General features: G+C 68.5%; 16 protein-coding genes and 1 pseudogene. 3 read left to right on the forward strand and 14 right to left on the reverse strand.

Going from position 1 to position 19,828, the window contains the following annotated elements; genetic code table 11:
* Positions 1 to 122: 122 nt before the first annotated feature.
* Entirely contained in the window at positions 123 to 470 is a 348-nt protein-coding gene (locus ACIBCT_RS39490) for a hypothetical protein (protein WP_399197168.1), read from the reverse strand.
* Between the two features lie 249 nt (positions 471 to 719).
* Between ACIBCT_RS39490 and ACIBCT_RS39495 the strand changes: the two genes are divergently transcribed.
* Positions 720 to 1,094 carry a DUF6355 family natural product biosynthesis protein gene (locus ACIBCT_RS39495; RefSeq protein WP_399197169.1) on the forward strand — a complete coding sequence of 125 codons (375 nt, stop codon included), beginning with the start codon at positions 720 to 722 and terminating at the stop codon, positions 1,092 to 1,094.
* A gap of 645 nt (positions 1,095 to 1,739) precedes the next feature.
* Here ACIBCT_RS39495 and ACIBCT_RS39500 read toward each other — a convergent pair.
* The 8 genes and pseudogenes from ACIBCT_RS39500 to ACIBCT_RS39535 all read right to left on the reverse strand — a co-directional run.
* Positions 1,740 to 2,025, reverse strand: a pseudogene (locus ACIBCT_RS39500) (IS701 family transposase); the annotation flags it as partial.
* A gap of 113 nt (positions 2,026 to 2,138) precedes the next feature.
* Complete coding sequence (locus ACIBCT_RS39505; protein ID WP_399197170.1) at positions 2,139 to 3,875, reverse strand: DUF4832 domain-containing protein; 1,737 nt, start codon at positions 3,873 to 3,875, stop codon at positions 2,139 to 2,141.
* Positions 3,876 to 3,887: 12 nt separating this feature from the next.
* Entirely contained in the window at positions 3,888 to 6,431 is a 2,544-nt protein-coding gene (locus tag ACIBCT_RS39510; RefSeq protein ID WP_399197171.1) for a hypothetical protein, read from the reverse strand.
* 12 nt (positions 6,432 to 6,443) lie between these two features.
* The gene (locus ACIBCT_RS39515; RefSeq protein ID WP_399197172.1) at positions 6,444 to 8,192 is read right to left on the reverse strand and encodes a spherulation-specific family 4 protein; all 1,749 of its coding nucleotides are present in this window, start codon (positions 8,190 to 8,192) and stop codon (positions 6,444 to 6,446) included.
* Positions 8,193 to 8,195: 3 nt separating this feature from the next.
* Positions 8,196 to 9,011 (reverse strand): carbohydrate ABC transporter permease, encoded by an 816-nt coding sequence (locus tag ACIBCT_RS39520; protein WP_399197173.1) that lies wholly within the window; start codon positions 9,009 to 9,011, stop codon positions 8,196 to 8,198.
* The gene (locus ACIBCT_RS39525; protein WP_399197174.1) at positions 9,004 to 9,906 is read right to left on the reverse strand and encodes a carbohydrate ABC transporter permease; all 903 of its coding nucleotides are present in this window, start codon (positions 9,904 to 9,906) and stop codon (positions 9,004 to 9,006) included. Before ACIBCT_RS39525 ends, ACIBCT_RS39520 begins: the two co-directional genes overlap by 8 nt.
* Positions 9,907 to 9,952: 46 nt before the next feature.
* Positions 9,953 to 11,098 (reverse strand): ABC transporter substrate-binding protein, encoded by a 1,146-nt coding sequence (locus tag ACIBCT_RS39530; RefSeq protein ID WP_399197175.1) that lies wholly within the window; start codon positions 11,096 to 11,098, stop codon positions 9,953 to 9,955.
* Between the two features lie 180 nt (positions 11,099 to 11,278).
* Positions 11,279 to 12,406, reverse strand: coding sequence for an ROK family protein (locus ACIBCT_RS39535; RefSeq protein WP_399197176.1), 1,128 nt, complete (start codon positions 12,404 to 12,406; stop codon positions 11,279 to 11,281).
* Positions 12,407 to 12,478: 72 nt separating this feature from the next.
* On the opposite strand from ACIBCT_RS39535, the gene ACIBCT_RS39540 reads away from it, so the two are divergent.
* Positions 12,479 to 13,732, forward strand: a complete 1,254-nt coding sequence (locus ACIBCT_RS39540; RefSeq protein WP_399197177.1) for a Gfo/Idh/MocA family protein — start codon at positions 12,479 to 12,481, stop codon at positions 13,730 to 13,732.
* Between the two features lie 185 nt (positions 13,733 to 13,917).
* Here ACIBCT_RS39540 and ACIBCT_RS39545 read toward each other — a convergent pair whose 3' ends face one another.
* The 3 genes from ACIBCT_RS39545 to ACIBCT_RS39555 are packed head-to-tail and all read right to left on the reverse strand — an operon-like array spanning position 13,918 to position 16,534.
* A complete protein-coding gene (locus ACIBCT_RS39545; RefSeq protein ID WP_399197178.1) occupies positions 13,918 to 14,757 on the reverse strand; it encodes a class II fructose-bisphosphate aldolase in 840 nt (279 codons plus the stop codon).
* Positions 14,757 to 15,662: a 1-phosphofructokinase family hexose kinase gene (locus tag ACIBCT_RS39550; protein WP_399197179.1), complete on the reverse strand. Its 906-nt coding sequence runs from the start codon at positions 15,660 to 15,662 to the stop codon at positions 14,757 to 14,759. Before ACIBCT_RS39550 ends, ACIBCT_RS39545 begins: the two co-directional genes overlap by 1 nt.
* Before the next feature lie 2 nt (positions 15,663 to 15,664).
* The gene (locus tag ACIBCT_RS39555) at positions 15,665 to 16,534 is read right to left on the reverse strand and encodes an SIS domain-containing protein (protein WP_399197180.1); all 870 of its coding nucleotides are present in this window, start codon (positions 16,532 to 16,534) and stop codon (positions 15,665 to 15,667) included.
* A gap of 293 nt (positions 16,535 to 16,827) precedes the next feature.
* On the opposite strand from ACIBCT_RS39555, the gene ACIBCT_RS39560 reads away from it, so the two are divergent.
* Complete coding sequence (locus ACIBCT_RS39560) at positions 16,828 to 17,613, forward strand: DeoR/GlpR family DNA-binding transcription regulator (RefSeq protein ID WP_399197181.1); 786 nt, start codon at positions 16,828 to 16,830, stop codon at positions 17,611 to 17,613.
* Between the two features lie 112 nt (positions 17,614 to 17,725).
* Here the strand turns inward: ACIBCT_RS39560 and ACIBCT_RS39565 are convergent, their stop codons facing one another.
* Complete coding sequence (locus ACIBCT_RS39565; protein WP_399197182.1) at positions 17,726 to 18,595, reverse strand: hypothetical protein; 870 nt, start codon at positions 18,593 to 18,595, stop codon at positions 17,726 to 17,728.
* A 23-nt stretch (positions 18,596 to 18,618) separates the two neighbouring features.
* Positions 18,619 to 19,140: a SigE family RNA polymerase sigma factor gene (locus ACIBCT_RS39570; RefSeq protein ID WP_399197183.1), complete on the reverse strand. Its 522-nt coding sequence runs from the start codon at positions 19,138 to 19,140 to the stop codon at positions 18,619 to 18,621.
* Positions 19,141 to 19,828 lie beyond the last annotated feature (688 nt).

Raw genomic sequence — 19,828 nt, forward strand, 5'->3', positions numbered from 1 at the left:
CGGATGGAGGGGAAGAAGTCGTCGGCGAAGCAGGCGAGGCCCAGCGGGATCCATGAGGGGCGGGCAGGCGGCCTGTTGCCGTGGTAGCCGACCAGGGCTGAGCTGCCGGCGGTGTCGGTCAGCTAGTAGATGGTGGCGTTGGTGAGGATGTAGTCGTCGCTCACCTCGTCGCCGAACAGTTGCAGGTCCCAGGCCAGTTGGCCGACCGGGGAGTCGGCGAGCGCGTGTGCCAGGGTCTGCGGCTGGGTGGAACTGGAGGGTGAGGTAGGCGCTCCGGTCGGCCATGAATCGAAGGCGGCGCCGCACTGGGCATCGACGTCGAAGTCGTCCGCCGCGACCCCGCCACCAGGGGATTCACCGCCCTGCCCCGGCGCTGGGTCGTCGAACGCATCCTGGGCTGGCTGATGTTCCACCGCCGCCTGACCCGTGACTACGAGGTGCTGCCCGCTCGCTCCGAAGCCATGATCCACATCGCCATGATCGACCTCATGACCCGCCGCCTCACCCGCGAAAACACCCCAACCTGGAGAGACACCTGAAACCACAATCAGACAGAACTCATGGGATCAAACACCCAGTTAGAGCCGAAAGTGAGCCAGGGCCATCAACTGGGAGCAACCCTCATCTCTTCGGATGTAGTGGCGGTGTAGCGGTGTTCGGCAGCATTTGTCTCGTCCGCAGTCACCGGGGCTCCGCACCCCGGTATCAGAAGGAGACTCGTGAAGACCAAGAAGCAATCAGTGAGGCATCGGCAATTCCTGACCGGCTTGGCGATCGCGGCCGGCATCGTCACCAGTGTCGTCGCCGTACCGTCGAGTGCGGCGGCGAGCACGCTCGGCGTATCGGCGGCGACCGCCGCGGCCGCCGACGCGTCAGCGAAAACCAGTGGGCGGCTCACCGCCGTGCGCTGTGGCTTCTACGAGGACAGATACACGGCCTGGTACAACCACTGCACATCCGACGGTTCATGGATCAAGGTCCGAGTGGTGCGTAACAACTTGCCCGATCACACCCTCTGCGTCGGACCGGGCCACAAAAAACTCGGCAGCCCCGGCGTGGTCGATAACGCCTATTACACCGGCAAGCTGTGCTGATCCTTCAGAAGAAGTCAGGGCCGCGCTGAAATGTCCGGTCATCACTTCGGCGGCCGCATGATGCTCGGACGGGACTGTACAAACAACGGCTCTGTCTCGTATTCGGCTCTGGCTTACTTTCGCCTGTGACCGAGCGTGGTCACAGGCGATATGGACGTGATGGAGGCGAACTGGCTGGCCAAATGGGTATCGTGGCGCAGTTCGGCGTGCAGGAGCACGAGCGATCAAGCGATCTTTCGGGCGTCTGGTGAGGAACCTGCCAGCTTCTCGACGTCACCTTGAGGTGCGCATTCTGTTACCACCGAAAGTGAGCCAGAGCCGGAAACCGTACAGACAGTGAGGATGGGGGAGAACGCCTCCCGGTGAGGTCTGGCTCATGGTCTGACTGACCGTGGTGTCTTCAACGGGATCTGCCGACCTCGGCCGGGAGGCGTTCGTCCGCACTCACCGAACGCGGCGCGTGACCTTATAGGAGCCTGGCCAGAGGCCCCATCACTGTCTTGTCCGTATCGCCCGGCGGTGCGTGCCGCCCCGCGCCCGGTCGCGGAGAACAGGACGGCCATGACCACCATGACACACCACCAGATCCCGCACGAGGTCGAGGTCACCGGCGGCGTCGACACCCACCAAGACCCCCGCACCGCCGCCGCGATCGATGCGGCCGGTGACCTCGACCACGCTTTGGCGCACGTCATCGCGCAGCCCATTGCTGTCCCAGGCATAGAGGTTCAGCGACCGCTGCATGTGCTCCGGGCCCGCCTGCTCGGCCGCCTCGGCCGGTGTCCAGCCGTTCTTACGCCCTCTCACCGAGCAGGCCTCGTACATAGGAGCGCATCTGCCGACGCGCCTCCACCCGCAGGAACCGGCCCGCGAACCGGCTGAGAAACGCCGTGAATCCCGCTGACCGTCCAGCTGCCGTCTCTGCCAGCATGACGAGATCGTCTATTACAGGACCTGAGATCTCAACCTGTCGTTGTCGTAGTGATCCATACGGTGAGCGACCGCATGCGGTGGCCTCCCTGGATTCACCGAGGAGGCCACCAGTCAGTTCACGGTCACGGTGTGCAGGAGGTTGTTCATTCCGGTCCCGGCCTCCCAGGTTCCCTGGTTGGCGAGCCGGATCGAGTACTCGGCCCGGTTGCCGAGCTGCGGGTCGGGAAGGTTGAGCAGAACCGCGTAGGTGCCGCGGGGCAGGGTCGCGGGCAGCGTGAGGGTCTGGCTGACTGTCGTCGTACCGCCCGCTTGCCACCGCCGGGGGTCGGCCGTGATGGGAAGGCGGTGTAGCACCGAGGTGGCGGTGTTGCGCAGGACCACTTCGATCCCGCGGGGGTTGCCGGGGGCGGCCCACCCGACGTTCCTGATGGTGATGTTCACCGGAAACGCGCCACCAGGTGCGGCCGAGCGCGGATAGGTCCCTCTCTCGAGAGTGAACCGGTAGCCGAGGCTACGAGTGATCTCGGACAGGCAGCCCTCGGTGTTCCAGCCGCTGAGAACGCCAGTGTGGTAGTCGGTGTTGAGGTAGGACCAGTGGAAGCGCGACAGTTCGTCGCGGGCGGTGGGACAGTCGGAGCGCGGCGGATTGGGTGCGCAGGTCTCCCCGCCCATGGCGACGTAGGCTGTGTCGGCCTGTAGGTAGGGGTACTCGACGGCGGTGTTCTCGTAGGTGCCGTAGTCGTCGGGGCTGGCCAGGAAGCAGTCGTTGTGGTGACCGAGCCGGGCGAGTGCTGAGCCGTCGTGGGCCTGGGATGAAGAGACCGGGTTGGTGGAGTACAGGGTGCGCTTGAACTTGGGCGTGCGGAGCTGGACCATGCGCGTCTTCGGCAGCACGCTGAGGAGCTTGTCGACGACGGTCTTCCTGTTGGCCCAGTCGGCGGCTGACACGACACCGGCGTTGCCGAAGTTCTGGGTGTAGTACCACTCGCCCCAGGCTCCGATGAAGCCGGCCTGCATCAGGTAGATGACGTCGCTGTTGCCGCTCAGATAAGGGGCGAGCTGGTCCAGGTGAGCCAGCACCCGGTCCTTGGGGGCGTCGGTGCCGTCGGTGGCGGTGGTGTAGGCGAAACGCAGGATCATCTTCAGCCCTGCGGCCCGTACGGTGTCGAGCTGTTGCTGCAGTTGGGCGAGCGCGGCGGGGCTGATCGGGGCGTTGCGGGACTCAGCGAGGTAGAAGACGCACATCACCAGAGAGATGTGTTGGTTGGCGCGGTAGTCCTGGAGCGTGGCCAGGGAGAAGTCGTTCTTGTCACAGTCTCCCGTGTGGTGGTAGAGGCCGCGCTCCGGGTTGGCGAAGGGCTCGTTCGTCGCGGTGTAGGTCACGGTTGTGCCGGTGCCGCCGCCCCCGCTGTAGGCGTGGGTGTACCTGGCAGAGGTCTCCAGGGGCGCTTCGACCTGGAAGACCAGGTCGGCGTCCTCAGGTGTGCCGGTCTCGCCGATGTCGGCGCGGTTCAGCGTCCAGCGCGCCGTGCCGCCGGTGTCGGAATAGGTGACGGTCGTGACCGGCGTCCAGCTCCAGTCGCCGCCGTTGTGGCGGTACAGGGAGGCGTTCTCCAGCAGATAGTCGGCGCCCGCGCCGCCCTGGGTGAAGCCGGTGGCGGCGTTGCGGTCGGTGTCGATGTAGACCCGGGCGTAGGCGGGCGCCCCGGTGTAGGAGAACTGGTAGGTCACGGTGGTGGCGGTGTTGGTGGCCGATTGGCCGCTGATGGCGGCATGCGCCGGGACGGCGGCGAGCATGGCCGCGCAGGTGAAGGCCATGAGGGTGAGGACGCGGATGAGCTTGTTCATGGACGCTGACTCCTAGGCGCCGGCGAGGATGACGGTGGGGAGTGTGCCGGAGGCGGGCGGCAGCCGGTCGGCGGCCGAGTTGTTCTTGACGAAGCCGATCCTGAGCCGCTGTCCCGGCGACAGGCCGAGGCTCGCGATCGGGACGGCGGCCTCGACCACGGTATCGTTGCGCGCGAAGGTCACCTGGCCGCGCGGGGTCCATGACCAGCCGGAGCCGCCGTGCCGGTAGAGGTTGGCGTTCTCCAGCATGTACTCGGCGCCGGACGGGACAGACCAGCCCGCTGCGGCGTAACCAGTCGCGGGATTGACATCGGTATCGAGGAAGAACTGCTCCAGGACGTTGAGCCCGGTGCCCTGGACGAGCAGGTACAGGGTGGTGCCGTCGCTGGCGGCGGACAGGGACCGCACACCGGCGGTACCGGTCATCAGCGGTGTGACGCCGGACCAGTCGGCCGCGGAGCCGTCGATGCTGAACTTCTGGCCGGGCGTGGGAGTCGGCGTGGGGGTTGGGGTCGGCGTCGGTGTAGGAGTCGGTGTGGGGGTTGGGGTCGGCGTCGGTGTAGGGCCTGTGCCGCCGGGGATGGTGAACTTTACAGAGGATCCGCCGAAGTTCGCCGTACGCAACCAGGTCCAGACCTCCGTGCCCTCCTTCACGGCGGGGAAGATGTGATCGCGGGAGAACTCCAGCTCCGCCCGGTTGCCCGACTGCACCACGCGCACCGGCCAACCCCGGTTGGACGGCGAGGCGGGGCTGGAGAAGCGGAAGACATCGCCCTGCCCGGCTCCCGCGTGCGGCAGCAGGTAGGCCTGGTTCAGGGTCTCCAGATGGACGCGCGCGTCCGGTGAGATCGGCCACCACGGCTGCCACCCGGAAGGCCCGTCCTTGTCGTAGTCGAAATAGATCATCTCCTGGGCGAGGTTCAGCGCCTGCTTGGCCTCGACCATCATGAAGAACCTGTCGCCGACGAACTTGGTGTAGACCTTGGTGATGCCCTTGGCGTTGCCTCCCGCCGGGTCGTTGAAGATCGGGGGCTGCCCCGACCACTCGGCGAAGGCCCCGTCGGCGACGAAGCCGCCGTACAGGTCGACGGGGTGCGCGCCGGCCTGGCTGGGGGCGTGCCTGCCCTGCGTGTCCAGCCAGTTCTTCGCGTCGTCGTAGATCGCGGAGTTGAAGTGGTTGGCGCCGCTGACGTCGTAGGCCAGGTAGCCGCTGTTGGCCACGACCTCGTTCATCCACTTGTGCGTCCCTGACGCCGGTACCCGGAAGTCGATGACGACCACGTTGAAGCCGTCGGCGGCGTTCGCCTGGGCGTTGACGTAGTCCTTCCAGAAGCCGCCGAAGTTGTCCCGGTTCCGGTAGGTGGGCGAGGCCCGGTCGGTGTTCCAGTTGTCGGCGTAGCCGGGGCTGGTGTCGTAGAAGCCGGGGATGTAGGTGTTGTAGTACCAGGACTCGGTGACGAACACGTTGATCGCGTGCCGGTAGCGGGCGGCGAAGCGTGAGGTGCCTTCGTCGGGGTTGAAGTACCAGTAGCCGCGGTTGGCCGCGACCACCTTGGCCGGGTCCACCGCCTTGATCTTCTCCACCAGCTCGACCATGCCTTCTGCGGTGTGGCCGAAGTTGCCGCGCGGCCCCCACGAGATCGACGGCCCTGCTCCGCCCACCGGGTCCGGGGTGTCGACGGTGTCGAGGAACACCCCGTCGTACTCGCCGTCATGCACGATCTTGTCGACCTGGTAGGTGACGAACCGCTGCCATGCGGGGTCGCCGCCGTTGATGTAGCCGCCGCCGTAGTTCTTGTTGACGTCGACGATCCCGTCGCCGTCCTTCCAGTAGCCGCCGTACGGGTAGCGGGCGTCGTTCACCCAGGTGCCCTGCTGGTCCAGGTACCAGGGCATGACGCCCTTGTTGCCCCAGCGCAGCCGTCCGCCCCAGGAGGAGTGATCGCTGGCGATGTCGAGCCCGTCGTAGCCGTCGTAGCCGTCGTCGTAGGTGCCGTCCGGCGCGGCGCCCCCCTCGATGTTCAGGTAGCGGCCGGTCGCGTCGTAGTTCCAGGGGTTGGGCCCGTGCAGCGGGCCTGACGGGCCACGGTACCCGGTGGGCAGCAGGCCGAGCTCGATGCCCTTGGTGATGGTCATGTGACCCGTCGAGCCGGGGACGATGGAAGGCAGCATCTCCCCGACGGACAGGTACCCGAGCACGGTCACGTCGTCGGCCGTGCCCAGCGCGCTGTCGAGGCCCCGCTTGATCTCCTGAACCTGCGCGCTGGTGACGGACTCGAAGTAGAAGTGGTCGGCGGCGACGTTGAGCACCCGGAGGGTGGGTTCGAGCACGACTAGGTCGTAGCCCTTGAGCTGGTCGGTCTTGGCCTGGTCGAGCTGGCCGTACCAAAAGGCGGTGCGGCTGTTGTGGTTCAGGGTCGGGACCGGGCCGTAGAAGGGGGTGCGGCCCATCCCGAAGTCGGCTACCCCGCTCCTTGCTTGCCGGGGCACGGCCACGCCGGAGACCACGAGCAGGAGGGCGAGGAGTAATCGGTGGACGTGATGCGATGCCATCATGAGGGCTGCTCCTCAGGAGACGTTGACCACAGGGCTGTAGGTCTCGGGCGAGCTGCCCGAGCCGTGGAACACGATCCGATGGGGGCCGGTCAGCGGCACGCGCCACACGAACAGGTCGTCGGTCGAGGAGATCAGTGGGTTGACGTCCACGGGGGTCCAGTTCCAGCCGGTCCCGGCGTGCCGGTAGTACCAGGAGTTCTCGATGAGGTAGTCGGCGCCGATCCCGGCCACCGCGAAGCCTGTGGCGGCGTCGTTGTCGGCGTCGACGTACACGTGGTGGAAGTCGAAGGGCAGGTTGTAGCGCGCCTGGTAGGTGGCGGCGTCGGCGGTGACCGTACCGGTCTGCTCGGAGATGGGCTCGCCGCTGGGCATGGTGGTGGTGACGGTCAGCGGCTGGGTGGGCGCGGACTCGTTGCCGCTCGCGTCCCTGGCGACCACGGTGAAGGTGTAGGAGGTCGCCGGGGTCAGGCCGGTGACCGGGACGGTGGCGTCGGTGGGCAGCAGGGCGGCGGGTAGCCTCAGCAGGCGCTGGCCGTCCATCAGGACGTCATACCAGGTGCTGTCCTTCGTGCGTTCCCAGGCCAGCTGGACGCTGGCGACCTTGACCTGTTCGGTGCGCAGCCCGTTCGGGGTGGCGGGCGGGCGGGGGTCGGCCTTTCGGGTGCGTACGGGCACGGCGGCGCTCGCGGCCGAGGCGTTGCCCGCCGCGTCGCGGGCCTTGACCGTGATCGTGTACCTGGTGTCCGGGTCGAGGTGTCGCAACGTGACAGCGGGGATGCGACCGGCCGTACCTGCGACGCGCACTCCGTCGAGCGAAACGTCGTAGCCGACCGCGCCAGGAGAGGGCAGCCAGGCGAGGGTGAGCGTCGTCGGACCGCGCTTGACGGGTGTGGCGGGGCCGGGGCGCGCGGGTGGGATGGCGTCCGACGACCTGGCCGTGTCCAGTTCGGCCTGCCAGTAGTCCGGCAGGCTGTCCCATGGGTTGGCCAGCACGTCGGGGGTGACGTAGATGTAGCCGGCGCCGCGCTCCTTGCCCAGACGCAGCGCCTCGGTCATCTGTTCCCTGGTGGGGGTGGCGTGCACGAGGTGCCAGAACCGGCGCGGGTCGCGGCCGCGCTGCCAGGTGGGGGGCTGCCAGGCACGGTAGGTCTCGTAGGTGCCCTCGAACGTCAGGCTCACGTCGGCGATGTCGGCGTAGCACTTCTCGGTGCCGATGCCGGGGTTGATGACCGTGAACGCGCCACGGTGCAGGCTCTTGATCGACTCGTCCAGTGCCCGGTAGGTGTCGGAGTAGGCGTTCGAGGGGCCGCAGACGTTCTGGACCTCGTCCAGGAAGACCCCGCCGAGCCCGTGCGCGCCGTACAGGTCGTACCACCGGTCCACCTCCTGCTGCGCTTGGGCGAGCCAGGCGAGCGGGGTGGTCTCGCCGAGCCTGGTGGCACGACCGGTGCTGCCGAGGTAGCCGGTGGCCACGTACCCAAGGACGGTGACCCCGGCGGCGCGAGCGTCGGAGATGGCCTTGGCGTAGTTGGGGTCGAAGTCGTTGCCTGGGCCCGAGAACGGATTGGCCACCGTGATCCCTACCCCGGAAACGGAGACCTGTTTCCACAGCTCACCGGGGTAGAAGTACGCGGGCACGGCCAGCGACACGCCGCCCTCGGCCGTCGAGGCCGTCGAGGCCGTCGAGGCCGTCGAGGGATGAGCGGTGCCGGCGAACGAGACCAGGATGAGCGCCGCGATCGAGGCTAATCGTACGAACATGGGTCAGCCTTTGCTGCCGGTGTGGGCGATGCCTTGGATGAACTGTCGTTGCAGGAACACGAACACGGCGATCACGGGAAGCGAGGCGAGCAGCGAGCCGGCCATCAAGATCGGGTAGTCGGTCTGGTACTGGCCCTGCAGCGCGGCCAGTCCCGCCGACAAGGTCATCTTGTCCGGATCGGTGTTGACCACCAGTGGCCAGAACAGGTCGTTCCACGCCCACAGCAGCGTGAGGACGGCCAGCGCCACCAGCCCCGGCCGAGCCAGCGGCATCATGATCGACCAGTAGATCCGCACCGGACCGGCTCCGTCGAGGCGGGCGGCCTCCTCGATCTCGCGTGGCAGGCCCAGGAAGAACTGCCGCAGCAGAAACACTCCGAACGCGCTGAACAGGCCGGGCACGATGATCGCCTGGAGGCTGTTGAGCCAGCCGAGGGAGGACATGATCTGGTACTGCGGAATCACGAAGAGCTGCGGCGGTACCATCAGCACCGACAGGAACATGGCGAACAGCACGTTCCTGCCGGGGAAGCGGAGCCTGGCGAAGGCGTAGGCGGCCATCGAGCAGAAGAGCACCTGCCCGGTCACCCGCCCGGCGGCCATCAGCACGGTGTTGAGGAACTGCGCGCCGAACGGCAGCAGGTCGAAAACCTTCGCGTAGTTGTCCCAGCGGCCCTCGGGCAGGAACGTCGGCGGCACGGCGGTGGCGCTGCTCAGCGTCTTGAGCGAGGTGATCACCTGCCAGGCGAACGGGGCCATCATCGCCAGCGACGAGGCGATGAGCACCGCGTGCGTGCCGATCGGGCGACGCTCAGACATAGTGCACCCACTTTCGCTGGAGCCTGAACTGCGCGATCGTCAGCGCCGCGATGAGCACCAGCAGGGCGATCACGATGGCGGCCGCGTAACCGCGGTCGTTGGTGATGAAGGCCCGCTCGTAGAAGAGCTGCACGACGGTCTGCATGCGCGAGTACGCCGGGTTGGCCCGCGCCGACTGCCCGGACCCGGTCATCACGAAGACCAGGTCGAACAGCTGCAGCGAGCCGATCACCGAGACGATCGAGATGAAGAACGCAGTCGGCGACAACATCGGCAGCGTGATCCTGAAGAACTGCCGGACGCGACCGGCGCCGTCCACGGTCGCGGCCTCGTACAGCTCCTTGGGGATGGCCTGCATCCCGGCCAGGAAGATGATCAGGTTGTAGCCGACGCTGCTCCAGATGCCCACCACGACAAGCGCGTACATGGCGGTGGCCGGGTCGGCGATCCAGTTGGGCCCGTCGATGCCGACGAGTGCGAGCACCTGGTTGACCAGGCCGTAGTCGCCGTTGTAGAGCCAGCGCCAGAGCATCGCGACCGCGACCGGCATGGTGACCACAGGCAGGAAGAACGCCGTGCGGTACACGCCCGCGCCGCGCAGCCCCGGCCGGTTGAGCAGCGCGGCGAACACGATCGCGACGGGGATCCCGACCAGGCCGAGCACGGTATAGGTCAGCGTGTTGAGCATCGCCCGGCCTACCTCGGGGTCGCCGAGCAGCCGGGTGTAATTGTCCAGCCCCGTCCAGGTGTGTCCGCCGAACGCGCCCCACTCAGTGAAGGAGAAGTAGGCGGTCTGCACGACGGGCCATAGGTAGAAGATGGCCAGGCCGAGTCCGGTGGGTGCGATGAACGCATACCCCCATGCGGCCTCGGCGCGGAATCTGGGCCGCTTCACCGCACGGGCCGCCGAAGCGGGTCGCGTTTCGGCGGTGATGGCCACATCACTCCTTGGCGAGCAGGTCGTTCATACCGGCCGCGAGGTCGGTCGCCGCCTTCTCGATCGGCACCTCGCCGGTCCAGGCTTTGGTGAGGTGGGTGAGTTCGGCCTCCTGCCAGGCGGCGGTGTTCTCGGAGACCGGGTAGGGCACCGCGTAGGAGACCGCGTCGAGGAACGTCTGCAGCTTCAGTTCCGGATGGGCGGCCACCCAGTCGCTCTGGGTGCCGCTGTAGGCCGGGATAGGGCCCTTCTTGCCCAGCACGTCGGCGGCCGGCTTGGAGCCGAGGAACTTGACGAACTCCCACGCCTGCGCAGGGTGCTCGGTCTTGGCCGACACCACGTTGGCCACGCCGTGGATGATCGTGGCCTGCTTTTCACCCTTCGGCAGCGGAGCGACGTCCACCTTGTCCTTGGTGTAGTCGTTCTTGGTGAATTCGGCCACATTCCAGGACCCGCCCCAGTACATCGCCAGCTTGCCGGCCTCGAAGAGCTGCAGCGGGGCGGTGTCGGTCATGGTCTTGAGGTCAGGAGATTGCTTGGCGGCGATGAGGTCGGTCCAAAACCTCAGCCCCTCGATCGTCTTGGGGTCGTCGTAGCCGGACTTCTTGCCGTCCGGTGTGATCACGTAGCCACCGGCCTGGTAGATGGTGTTGTACTGGTACTCCTGGAAACTCGTGAGCTGCGCCCCGACGGCGTGGACGCCCTTTTTGTCGTCGGTGAGCTTGTCGGCGGCCTCCTTGAAGTCCGCCCAGGTCCAGTCGTCAGCCGGATATTTCACCTTCGCGACATCGAAAAGCGTTTTGTTGTACCAAACCCCTACCGTGTCCATGTCCTTTGGCAGGCCGTACAGCTTACCCTCGTAGGTGTAGAGGTCCACCAGGGCCTTGGGGTACACCGACGTGTCGACCTGCTCCTCGATCGGCTTGATCACGCCGTTGGAGGCGTAGAGCCGAAAGTTGGGGCCGTTCATCCAGAAGACATCGGGCGCCGCGCCGCCGCTCGCCGCCGCCTTGAGCTTCGTCCAGTAGTCGGCCCACGGCGTGAGTTGAACGTCGACGGCGATGTCGGGGTGCGTCTTACCGAACTCCGCGGCCAGCTCCTGCATGACGGCCTGCTGGGTGGCGTCCCAGACGCCGTAGGACAGCGTCACCTTCTCCTGCGGCTGCCCGCCGGCGCCGGCCTGCTCACCGCCTGAACACGCGGAGGCGAGCAGTACCGCGCAAAGGAGGGCTATACCACTTCGTGCTGACTTCCACATCTCTCATGTCCTCTTCCTAGAACGTGTGAGTAATAATGGAGTCCAGTGAAATTTTCTTCAAGAGTGGTCGGATTACAGATGGCTCACGGCCGACGTCCGGCCGTTGAGCACCCGGTCCTCAACGTCGTCGAGCGCGAGCCGTACGGCGCCGAGCACCACGGCCTCGTCGCCGAGCGTGGACATGCGCACCTCGGGGGTGCGGATGCACCAGCGGTCCAGCTCGCGCCTGAGCGGCTCGATGAGCACGTCGGCCGAGCGCGAGTAGCCGCCGCCGACCACGACCATTTGCGGGTCCAGCGCCAGGACCAGCGCGGACGCGCCGAGCGCCAGGTCCTTGACATAGCGGCGCACGGCCGTGGCCGCCGCCTTGTCGCCGGCTCGCGCGGCGGCGAACACATCACCCGCCTCGCCGCTAGCCGCGCTCAGGTGCTCCTGCGCGCGAATCCAGCCGAGCGCGGGCAGCGCGCCGATCTCGCCGGAGGCGTTGCCGAAGCCGCGGTGCAGTTTGCCGTCGATGATCAAGCCCGCGCCGGTGCGCAGCCCGGCCAGCAGGAACACCATGTCCTTGGCGTAGCGGGCCACGCCGCGCCAGCACTCGGCCAGGGCGGCGAGCTTGCCGTCGTTCTCGACCAGCACGGGGGCGGGAGCCAACCGGCGGACGTGCTCGGCCAGGTCCACGCCTGTCCACTGGGGCAGCGCCTCCGACAGCATCACCCGGCCGCCGCTGTCCACCAGGCCGGTCGTGCCGACACCCGAGGCCCACACCTCACCGCCGTTCAGCCCGGCGCCCTGCAGGCACTGGGCGACCGCGCGGTCCACCGCCTCCAGGCGTTCAAGCCGGTCCAGCTGCGGCGTGACCGCGACGCGGATGCTGTGCTGCACGTTGCCCTCGAGGTCGGCGATCACGGCAAGGATCTTGTGGCCGCCGATGTCGATGCCGAGCACCCGGCCCGCGTCGGCTCTGAAGCGATAGCGTCTGGCCGGGCGGCCCACCCCGCCGACAGTGACCTCCGCCTCGGCGACCCACCCCTTGTGCAGCAGCTCGCGCACCACGTCCTCGGTAGAGGCACGCGACAGGCCCGTACGTTTGGCCACCTCGGTGAGCGTGAACGCTCCCTGCCCCTGCAGGACCTTGATCACGGCGAGTGCGTTGAGCTGCCGCAGGCGCGACAGGTCGCCACCGCTCGGTTCCCCGATCATCGGCTCTCCTTGCAGTCAGCTTCCCAAAACCGAATAATGATGCTCTCCATTTTATTTATCGGGGAAGGTTTCATGACTGAGGTGACTCTAGCCGTCGTCGGCGGCGGCCTGCGAGGCCTGACCTACGCGCGCCGCGCGCACGCCACGGGCGCGGGACGGGTGGTGGCGGTGGCGGAGCCGGACAAGCGGCGGCGAGAGGCGTTCGCGACGGAATTCGAGATCGCGCCGGACCAGGTGCACCCGGGCTGGAAGGAGCTGGCGGCGGCCGGGCGCGTCGCGGACGCCGTGGTCATCGCCACGCACGACCAGCTGCACACCGACCCCGCGGTGACCCTGGCCGACCTCGGTTACCACATTCTCCTGGAAAAACCGATGGCCGCCAGCGAGCGCGAGGCGACTCTGATCGCGGACGCGGCCGGGCGCAACGGCATCATGCTCGCGGTCTGTCACGTACTGCGGTACACACCGTACACGCGAGTGGTCAAGGAACTGCTGGACAGCGGGCGAATCGGACGACTGATCAGCGTGCAGCACCTGGAGCCGGTCGGATGGTGGCACCAGGCGCACTCGTTCGTGCGCGGGCACTGGCGGCGTGAGGACACCTCGGCGCCGATGTTGTTGGCAAAGGCGTGCCATGACGTGGACTGGCTGATTCACCTGTTCGGCCGCCCTCCCGCGCGGGTGTCGTCATTCGGCTCGTTGTCGCATTTTCGCGCCGAGGAGCGGCCCGTGTCGGCGGCCGACCGATGTCTCGACTGCCCGCTGGAGCCGTCGTGCCCGTATTCGGCGCCGCGGCTGTACCTGGGGTGCCTCGGCAACCCCGACAGCGAGTTCTGGCCGTTGTCGGCCGTCACACCGGGACGCACCGAGGAGGAGGTGCTGGACGCGCTGCGCACCGGTCCGTACGGGCGATGCGTATACGCCTGTGACAACGATGTCGTGGACCACCAGGAGGTGGTAATGGAGTTCGACGACGGGGCGACGTGCTCGTTCACCATGAGTGCGTTCACGCCGATGGAACACCGTCGCACCCGGTTGTTCGGCACCCACGGCTACATCGACGGCGATGGGCGCGAGCTGCGGGTAATGGACTTCCGCACCGGTGAGGAGGACGTCATCACCACCGACGACGTGGCGGGCCCGTCGGCCGCCGACGGGCACGGGGGCGGCGACGAGGGGCTGACCGACGCCTTCCTCGCCGCTGTGACCTCAGGTGATCCGGCCCTGCTCCGTTCGGACGCGGCCGAGAGCCTGATGACGCACCGTGTGGTGTGGGCCGCTGAGCGCGCCCGCCTGACGCGCTCGGTCGTCCCGCTCCAGCCTTGAGAGAGCCGCCATCCGCAGGACGCCGAACCTGACCCGGACCTGGTTATGCCTGTCGCCGCCGCCAGGCTCTGGCCGGGCAGACCTTCGCCAATCCCGACGATCTCGCCTGCACCACCGCCGTGGCCACCCGCGCCCACCCCTGAGGGCTTGGGGTTGCCCGGCCCTGAGCCTCGTCAGCGCCGAATCTAGTCCCGGCCGGAGACGACGCGGAGCAGGTGGGCGGTCTCGGCGGCCATGGCCTCCCTCGCGGCCTCCAAGCGGGGGCGGGGGTCGGCGCCGGAGGATCCGTCGGCGAAGGAGTCGCGGAGCGCACCGGTGAACGCGACGTTCAGCGCGGTTCCAATGTTGATCTTCTTGAGCCCAGCGGTGACGGCCCGGCGAAGTTCGTCGTCGGGCACGCCGGAGGAGCCGTGCAGGACCAGCGGAACGGTGGCCGGGAGCGCTGCGCGCAGCGCCGCGATCAGGTTGTGGTCGAGCCTGGCGCTGCGTGAGGTCATGGCGTGGGAATTGCCCACCGCCACCGCGAGGGCGTCGACGCCGGTCGTGGCGACGAACGCGGCGGCCTCGGCGGGATCGGTGCGCGCGCCGGGAGCGTGTGCCCCGTCCTTCCCGCCCACCTCGCCCAGTTCGGCCTCCAGCCACAGCCCGTTCTCGTGTGCCCAGCGCGCGGCGGCCTCCGTCCGGGCGAGGTTGGTCTCATACGGGTCCCGCGACGCGTCGTACATGACCGAGCCGAACCCTGCCTCGGCGGCCTCGTACAAGAGCGCGTCGTCGGTGACGTGGTCGAGGTGGAGGGCCACGGGCACCGGGGCGGCCTCCGCGAGGGCGCGCGCCGCGGCGGCGAAGGGGTGCGGGCGGCCGAGGCGGAACCGTACGGCGTTCTCGCTGATCTGGAGGATCACCGGAAGCCCTTCCCGCCCAGCGGCGACCACGACGGCCTCGGCGTGTTCCAGGGTGATGATGTTGAAGGCGCACGCCCCGTCGGGGGCGGAGGCGACGATCGAGGCTGTCGTGGCGAGCGGCATTACGTCTCCTGGGACAGGGCGAGGTAGACGGCGGGGTCGACGGTTCCGGCGACGGGGGACAGCACTGCGGCGGCGGACAGCGCGACCGCGTCGGCCAGGACGGGGGACCAGTCGATCGGGCCGGGGTGCAGCAGCGCCCTGGCCAGCGCGGCCGCGACGGCGTCCCCGGCGCCGGTGGGGTTGCCGGGCAGCCGCCGGGACGGGCGGGCGGACCAGCTGCCGCCAGGGGTGACGGCCAGCAGGCCGTCTGCTCCCCGGGAGACGACCACCGCGGCCGCGCCCGCGCCGAGCAACCGCGACGCGGCCTGCTCCGCGGGGCCCGGGCCTGCGACCCGTTCGAGTTCGGCGGCGTTCGGCTTGACGATTTCAGGTCCGGCGGCCACCCCGAGTCCGAGGGCCTCGCCGTCGGCGTCCAGCAGCACCCGCGCGCCGAGCGCGCGGGCCCCCGTCACCAGCTCGGCGTACGCGCCGGGGACGATGCCGGGCGGCAGGCTCCCCGACAGCACGACGACCCGGGCGTCCCGGCACAACTCCCAGAACAGGGCGCAAAACTCCCGCCACTCCTTCGGGCTAACGACCGGTCCCGGCTCGTTGAAGATTGTGGCGTCGCCGTCCGCGACCACGGTCACGGTCCGGCGGGAGTCGCCCGCCACCGGCGCGAAGCGGGCCGGGACCCCCGCCGTCGCGAGGTCCGCGGTGATCCGCGCGCCGGTGCTCCCGCCTGCGAGCCCGGTGGCGACGACCTCGGCCCCGAGGGTGGCGAGGACGCGGGCAACGTTGACCCCCTTGCCCCCGGCGCGGTGGTGGACGGCGGTGACGCGGTGCGTGGCGTTCGGCACCAGCGCCTCCACCTCATAGGTGACGTCCAGCGCAGCGTTGAGGGTGACGGTGACGATCTCGCCCATGACTACTGGAGGATCACCGAGCGGGTCAGGTTGCGCGGGCTGTCCGGGTCGAGGCCGCGCGACCGGGCCAGCTCCACCGCGAGCCGCTGGGCCCGGATCAGGTCGGCCAGCGGGTCGAGGGTGGCGGCCGTGCTCAGGGCTCCGGTGCGGGCGACGTCATCGAGCAGTTCCTCCTGGCCGCCGAAGAACCACACCAGGCTGTTCTCGTCGGCGATGCTGATCGGCCCGTGCCGGTACTCCATCGCGGGGTATGCCTCCGACCAGACCAGAGCGGCCTCCTTGAGCTTCAGTGCCGCCTCCTGGGCCAGGCCGTTGGTCCAGCCGCTGCCGAGGAAGGTGAACTGCCGCCGTGAGATCGCCCCTTCGGGGAGCGGAGTGGTGAGCGCGGTCTCGGCCTGGGCCACCAGGTCGGCAGGAGCTTTCCCGAGGTGCGCGCGAAGCAGGGCGAGCCCGCTGGTGGCGAACCGGGTCTGCACCACCGAGCGCTCATCGGCGAACTGCAGCGCGATCACCGTTTTGGCCAGGCCGGTCACCGGCGTCGCGGGGTCAGCGGTGACGGCGACCGTCGGGATGTCTCCGGCCGCCTCCAGGGCGCGCAATATCTCCGTCGTGGTCCCTGACCTGGTGATCGCCACCAGCCGGTCGTAGTGGCGCGCGGTCAGCTCGGAGGCGGGGAACGCATCGGTCTCCCCCTGCCCCGACCGCTCGCGCAGGACCGCGTAGGCCTGTGCCATGTAGTACGAGGTACCGCAACCGATCACGGCGACGCGCTCACCCGCCTCCGGCAGGCCCGCCGGGTTCGCCGCACCGAGTTCCAGCGCCTGCCGCCAGCATGCCGGCTGGCTGGCGATCTCCCGCAGGACGTACGTCACGTGCACCTCCTCATGGATGCTTCTTTGTGCTTGCAACATGCCATATTTGAGCATCTATGAGCAAGAGTAATTGGTTCAATGCTCGATACGCTTCGCGGAGCAATATGGGCGTGCAGCAGGCACGAACAGCCGGGAACGACGGGAACGGGGCCGCGACAGACGCGCCGGCGAGGAACGGCCGGAGACGGCGCGACCTCGCCGGGACGGTGAAGGGCTCACCGGACCGCCCGCGGCGACCGAGAACGGCCAAGGGACGTGCGGAAACGCACGGAGACGGTGAGGAGGAAATTCTCATGACGAGCCACGACCGGTGGAACGCGCTGCTCGCGATTCTGGCGCGGGACGGCAGGGTCGAGGTCGACCCCGTGGCCAGTGAGCTGGGGGTGTCGGCGGCCACCATCCGCCGTGACCTCGACCATCTCGACCGCCAGCAGATGCTGACCAGGACCCGGGGCGGCGCCGTCGTCAACGCGATCTCCTACGACCTGCCGCTGCAGTACAAGGCGGCCAGGCACGCGCCCGAGAAGCACCGGATCGCCACGGCCGCGGCCGCCCTGGTCCCGGCGGGCGCGGTCGTCGGGTTGAACGGCGGCACCACGACCACCGAGGTCGCCCGTTCCCTGGCGACGAGCGCCGACCTGCACCGGCAGGGCAGCGAGCCGAGCCTCACCCTGGTCACCAACGCGCTCAACATCGCCAACGAGCTCGTCGTGCGCAGGCACGTCAAGCTGGTGGTCGTCGGGGGCGTCGCCATGCCCGCGTCGTACGAGCTGATCGGGCCGCTCGCGGACGGCGTACTACGGGAGGTCTCGCTCGACATCGCGATCCTCGGCGTGGACGCGCTCGACCCCGAGCGGGGCGCCTTCGCCCACCACGAGGGCGAGGCCGGGATCAACCGGCTGATGGCGTCCCGCGCCCAGCGGGTGGTCGTCGTGGCCGACTCCTCTAAGCTCGGCACGCGGGCGTTCGCCAGAATCTGCCCCTGCGACGACATCGACGTCCTCGTCACCGACGGTGATGCCCCCGCCGTGACGGTCCGCCGCTTCGCAGACGCCGGGATCGAGGTCGTCGAGGCTTAAAACCCTGAGGTCGTCAGTCCTCGTCGACCGTCCACCCCTGTGACTCCCGGGGCGGTCAGCTTCTGTTGGCACCGAAGGCCGCTACGTGGCCGGCGGGTGCCGGACGGGGCGGTCAGGGGTTCTTGACGATCGGCTCGTCGGCCGGATCGCGGTCCGGTGTGTCCGCCGGCATCTGGTCCGCCTTGGGCTTCTGCTTGTCGGCCGGTGGCTGCTCCACCTGGTCGGCGGGCGGGGCCGTGACCGTCACCGGGGTGCCGAAGTCCTCGAAGTCCAGGACGTTTCGCTGGCCGGTGTCACCGAAGGCGACTTCCAACCGCCGGACCCGTCCCTGGTCGTCCACGTTCACGGCTCCTGTGATCTCCTTGAAGCCGGGCTCACCCGTGTCCTTCAGCGAGAACGTGAACCTCTGGCCGGTCCAGCCCTGCCCCGAGGCGGAGCCGTTCTCACGGACGTCGGTGGCCGAACGGAGCCGTCGCAGAGCCTCCTGGGGATCCAGCGGAGCGAGCTTGACCAGGGCGACGGCCTGCGGAGCGCTCTTCAGCTCCGCATCGATGCGCGCAGAGACCGTCCATTTCCCCTCGCGCTGCTGGCGGACGTACATCAGGTCGCCGACGAACCGGGTTTCGGCCCCGTCCGCGGCTCTGGTGATGACGCCCACACGCTGGGCGGGGTCGAAGGCCCCGTCGAAGGTCTTGGCGCCGGTGGTGCTGTGGATCCGGTAGCTCTCCTGGCTGGTGTTCTCGGCGGCGGCGACCACCTGGGCCTGGGCCGAGGGCTGGCTCGCGGGCAGAAGCAGCGTGAGCACCCCCACCGTGGTGACGACGCCCATCGAGGCGATCGGTACCAAGATCCGAGCCGGCCTCCGCCTCGGCGTCGCCGGTGCGGGTACCGGTGCCGGCGGTATCGACGACATGAGGTCGATGCCCGCCGGTCGATCCTCGGTGGCCCTGACGAGCAGTGCCCGGATTTCCTTTTCGTTCATGAACGACTCCTCGTGTCGATGTCTCACTGGATCCCACTCCGCTGCGCCTCGGTTCGGTTGACCGCCGGGTCCGGCGAGATCATCCGGCGCATCGACCGCAGGCCACGATGGGTGTGGGTCTTGACCGTCCCCACCGAGCAACCCATCAGATCGGCCACCTCCACCTCCGGCAGGTCCACGAAGAAGCGCAGCACCAGGGCCGTCCGCTGCCTGGCCGGCAGTCTCGCCAGCGCGTTACGGATGTCCTCGGCCATCGCCCGGTCCTCCCCCACGTCTGCGGAGCCGGGCAGATCGGGCAGGTCGGCCCGCGGGACCTCGCGGCGCCACCGGGCACGCCACCAGGACCGGTAGGTGTTGACCAGGATGCGGCGCAGGTAGGCGTCCGGCTCACTGCTGGTGTCCAGCCGATGCCACACCCGGTACAGCTTGCCCAGACAGGACTGCACCAGGTCCTCGGCCGCGTGCCAGTCCCCGGTGAGCAGGACCGCCGTTCTCAGGTGGTGCTCACCCCGATGCCGCACGAAGTCCACGAAATCCTCATCCACCCGGTCTCCTCTCGTCGGTGAAAGCCACCCCTGACACGCCCTGAGCCACACCCCGCGTTGACCGGAAGAACACGAAGTATCAAGAAATCTCCGCTCGCGGTCAGCGCGTTCGGCGGGGGTAAGGAACATCCGCACGGAAAGGAGTCCTTGTAGCAAGGCGAGCGCAGCGAGGACCCATGGCCTCGAGAGGCACAGAGCCAGCAGCCATACATCGGTCCCGACAACCACGTGCTTCGTTCGAGCACCACTGCCCGCTTATAGGCCTTGCCCTCGGCGAGGCGTGGTCGGGAAAATCCGGGATGCGGACGGCGGGCGGTAGGTCCGACGTCGGTCGGCCGCCGGGTTCTTGGCGCGGGCCTGTTCGCGCTGGGAGGCGGCCAGGTCGGCCGCGACCGGATCCCGGCGGGCGCGTTCTTGGTGACGGAGGGCGTCGGCGAGGTGGCGCGGTGTTCGCGCTCTGCGGCTAACGACCTCGTGCATGATTAGCCGTGGCCTTTGAGGCCCTGGCTCGTTGGGCCAGACGTGGTGAGAACACTCGGACGGACGATCATCCTGGAGAACCGGCGGATCACGGGCCTGTCGGTTGAGGTGATGGGGGCTCGCCCCGAAGTGTGGACACCGGTTGTTATGCGGCGAGCAGCACCCCATCGATGGTCTGCTGCTCGTAGTCGATGGGGCTGAGGTAGCC

It is taken from the genome of Streptosporangium sp. NPDC050855, from assembly GCF_044456585.1.
Lineage (GTDB): Bacteria > Actinomycetota > Actinomycetes > Streptosporangiales > Streptosporangiaceae > Streptosporangium > Streptosporangium longisporum.